This is a genomic window from Candidatus Jordarchaeum sp. (genome assembly GCF_052745115.1).
Genome location: NZ_JBRAKS010000368.1, coordinates 1 through 3,824, shown reverse-complemented (window position 1 = coordinate 3,824; position 3,824 = coordinate 1). Strand labels below are relative to the sequence as shown.

At 39.6% G+C, this 3,824-nt stretch carries 3 protein-coding genes and 2 tRNA genes; 4 read left to right on the top strand and 1 reads right to left on the bottom strand.

The annotated features are described in order from the left end of the window. Positions 1-152 precede the first annotated feature (152 nt). The 3 genes from ACUVXA_RS17995 (at position 153) to ACUVXA_RS17985 (ending at position 2,803) form a co-directional block, all read left to right on the top strand. On the top strand, positions 153-611 hold the full coding sequence (locus tag ACUVXA_RS17995; protein ID WP_445872666.1) for a hypothetical protein: 459 nt from the start codon (positions 153-155) through the stop codon (positions 609-611). A gap of 59 nt (positions 612-670) precedes the next feature. Next, positions 671-793, top strand: a tRNA-Arg gene (locus tag ACUVXA_RS17990). Between the two features lie 111 nt (positions 794-904). Then, on the top strand, positions 905-2,803 hold the full coding sequence (locus tag ACUVXA_RS17985; RefSeq protein ID WP_445872665.1) for an arginine--tRNA ligase: 1,899 nt from the start codon (positions 905-907) through the stop codon (positions 2,801-2,803). Between the two features lie 12 nt (positions 2,804-2,815). Here the strand turns inward: ACUVXA_RS17985 and ACUVXA_RS17980 are convergent. Beyond that, positions 2,816-2,985: transfer RNA gene (locus ACUVXA_RS17980), tRNA-Arg, on the bottom strand. A gap of 272 nt (positions 2,986-3,257) precedes the next feature. Between ACUVXA_RS17980 and ACUVXA_RS17975 the strand changes: the two genes are divergently transcribed. Then, a complete protein-coding gene (locus ACUVXA_RS17975; protein WP_445872664.1) occupies positions 3,258-3,740 on the top strand; it encodes a hypothetical protein in 483 nt (160 codons plus the stop codon). Positions 3,741-3,824: the final 84 nt, after the last annotated feature.

Sequence of the window (3,824 nt, the reverse complement as noted above, 5' to 3'; positions counted from 1 at the left end):
GTAAAACTAGAAAACCTCAAGATAATAATTCAATGATAGTTGGTTGATTCAATCTGAATACATGATAAGTATTTGAAAATCAATGGAGGGAAAATAAAATAGTCAAAATGGTGGTCTTAACCATTAAAATTCCCCAACCTCTCTTAGAGGAATTGAATAAAAAAGTCGGCCGCGGTAACCGATCAGCATTCGTAAAGGAAGCAATAATAGAAAAGCTGAGACAAAAACCAGAAAGTAAAGCGACTAGCCTAGAGAACGAAGTCCATCAACTAAGATCAAGAGTCGTAAAACTTGAAAGAATTATTAAAAAAGAAGAAGCTATTAATGATATCGAAATGGAAAAAGAAAATCTAAGACAGTTCCTCAACCAATCATGCCACGATCAAACAGACAAGCTTATAATCAATCATCTCTTAGAGCACGAAGGCGCCACCACTAAAGACTTGGAATCAGTAACAGGTCTCAAAAGGCGACAAATTCTCAACAGAATTAAAAAAATAGCAAATAGAACAGAAGAAAAAACTGGGCAAAAAATAATACAGTTTAAACGCACCAAAGATAAAGATATAAAACAAGCTTGGTGGATCAATCTGAATCAACTAGCAAAGTAAACAAAACAGCCAAAAATATTTAATTTAGTTCTTCACACAAAAATCAAATCCAAAAACGCGGGCCTGTAGTCTAGTTGGATAGGGCGCCGGCCTCCGGAGTTTAGCAAAACGGAGTCAGCCGGATATCAAGGGTTCAAAAATATAATCCAAATTGGAGTGTGTTGAAAATCCCTTCAGGCCCGCTTCCTAAAATTTTTAGAAAATGGATAAAAGCATAGGGGTATATCCTTTATTGGATACTGGAGTAGTTATTATAGTGTTGTAGGAACTTCTGAAATCGGTGGGTAGACTTCATGCTTAAGGAAATTAGAGGAAAAATTATTGATATATTGTATGAAGTTTTTCAATCACTGGGTTTTGAAAAAGTAGTTTCAATTGAGGAATTAGGTTCAAGTTTAGAACAGCCTCCAGACCCGAAGCTGGGAAACTTATCATCCTCGATCGCCTTTCGGGTTTCGAAGAGTCTTAAACAGAAGCCAATTGATATTGCACGGCAAGTGGTGGAACAGATAAAAACCTCTAAATTGCCACTCGTGGAGAGAGTAGAGGTTGCAGCTCCAGGTTATATTAACTTTTACTTTGATGATTTTAAACTCACCGAAACCGTTGTGAAGGAGGTTTTTAAAGAAGGGAAAAATTACGGGAGATTAGCTTTAGGAAACGGTGAGAAAGTTGTGGTTGAACACACTGCAGTTAACCCAACCAAACCCTTACATATTGGTCACTTGAGAAACGCTGTTCTGGGAGATGTGGTAGCAAACCTGCATGAAAACTGTGGGTGGAAAGTTGAGATACAGAATTTCATAGATGATTTAGGAAGACAGGTTGGGGTGCTGGTTTGGGCGTTCCTTAACAATACACACTTAGAGGTGCCTAGAGAAAAGGATACCAAACTGGACTTTTGGTACGGATTAATCTATGCCAGAGCCGCACAGCTGCTAAAAGAAAAACCAGAGCTAGAAAAGGAAGTAGATGAAGTAATGAGCTACATGGAGAAAGGCGGAAACGAAATAGCGAATTACAGCCGACATCTGTCCGAGATGTGTGTCGAATCAAATCTGGAAACAACAACCAGAGCAAACATTCCCTACAACCTACTGGTTTGGGAAAGCGATATTGCAAGATCCAAAATATGGAAGGAGACCCTCAAAAAACTAGAAAAATCGGAGAACTTTGTATGGGAAACGGAGGGCGAGTACAAGGGCTGCTTTGTGGCCAAATTCAGCCATCTCAAAGAGTTCAAAGACAAGAAAAACCCTGACAAAGTGATAATACGCTCCAGTGGAGTACCCACCTACATGGCCCACGACATAGCCTACCAGCTATGGAAATTTGGAAAACTCAGAACAAGAATGAAGTACCGCCCATGGAACACCCAGTTCAACAAACAAGTACTATGGACCACAGCCCCCACACTAAGCAAAGATAGAGCCGAATTCGCTAAGGCGAAAAAGGTAATAAACGTGATAGGATACGAGCAAGAATACCTACAACAAGCCCTCAAATCAAGCATTAAACTCTTAGGCTATGAGGAAGAGGCTAAAAATTCAGTCCACCTGTCATACAAACACGTAAAACTCGCAGAGGAAAGATTCAGCGGGCGAGAAGGAAACTGGGTTGGCTTTCACGCAGATGCGGTGATTAATCAAACTCTTATCCGAGCATATATTCAGGTGAGCAAAAACCTGCCAGACATTCCCGAACTTGAAAAGAGAGAACTCGCAGAAATAATTGCAGTCGGAGCAGTTAGGTTTTGGCTCATAAAATTCAGCACCGAACAAACCATAATATTCGACTTTGATAAAGTAACAAACTTTGACGGCGAAACCGGCCCCTACATTCAATACGCGGTGGTAAGAGCCAAAAGTATTCTAGAAAAAGCGGGCAAAAAACCAACACCAAACATAAAATCTGAAAAGCTAAGCGATCAGAGAGAAAAAACCCTAATACAGCACATATTACAGTTTCCCGAAATAATAAAAACGGCAGCCGAGCAACTCAAACCCCACATCCTAGCAGAATACACGTATCAACTAGCACTACACTTCAGCAAATTCTACGAATCCCAACCCGTCCTAGCAGCAGAAGAGGAAGAAACAAAAAACGCAAGACTAGCACTCGTCTATTTAATAAAACAAACCCTGGAAAACGCACTAAAAATCCTAGGAATCCAAGTACCACCAAAAATGTAGAAAAGAAAAATATGGCGGGCACCACGGGAGCTTCACCGTTCAGGGCTCCTGAAACGGATTTGAATTCGCGAATACACCTCAGAGGGGATATTTCCCGCGATCACAGGCTCCGCAGGCTTACGCACCAATTGATTCTGGTTCTGCGCCCTTTCAGGTACTTATCCTGACTAGGCCAGGTGCCCACTAGTGCTAATCGTATTAGGTATTTGGTAGATATAAAACTTTATGAAATTTAGAGAAAGAATTTGAAAATTTTAATAATTCCTTTTCAAAGGAAGTGGAGTTTAACAGTTTAGCTTTTTTTAATCATATGGATTCGCTTAGATTTGCTAGTTTTTTAAAAAAGGCGGGGTTTTTAAGAGGTTTTGAGGAAATTATTGGCGATTCTTTGCTTCTTCAATGGATATTTGTGTATTTAGGATTTGGAAGAGTGATTATGCTGTGGAATCAGCTTTTGGATAAATTATTGGACGATGTGGAGAGGAATAAGGGTAACTGGAATTCTAGAGGAATGGCCATACTTGGTGTGGATAGTTCCGTTATTTGTTTGAAGGGTGATGTGCCAAGAGAGTTTATTGATTACTATATGAAGTTTCCCATTTCCGAGATGCATGAGGGCGACAGTATACATAATAAGAACAGTTTCCTCATGAGAATCACAGATAAAACAGCGGTGCTCGTGATTCTAAGTGACGAGCATTTTGCCAGACTGGCAGCAATAAATCTCCGTGGAAGAATATCAGCACTTCACGACTTTTACCTGCTGGATTTGGATAGTAAGGATAGAGAGAGAATACTAAGGGGTAGAACTATAGAGGGGGAGAGTTCAATCCTTGGAAATGTGCTGGATAAAATTAAGTGCGGCGAAATTGCGGCAGATGTCGCAATAAATGATTGGCTAAATACTTTTATAAGCAAAGTCAAAAGCAGCACTTAAAGGTGTTAAACAATACAAGAGAAAAACCAAGCAGGTCTGCTGTGTTGTATAATTTTTATTTTTTTCACTTTATTTATATAATAT

Excerpts from the sequence above, each read along its gene's own strand:
- ACUVXA_RS17985 (WP_445872665.1), top strand. The coding sequence starts at position 905 with ATGCTTAAGGAAATTAGAGGAAAAATTATTGATATATTGTATGAAGTT.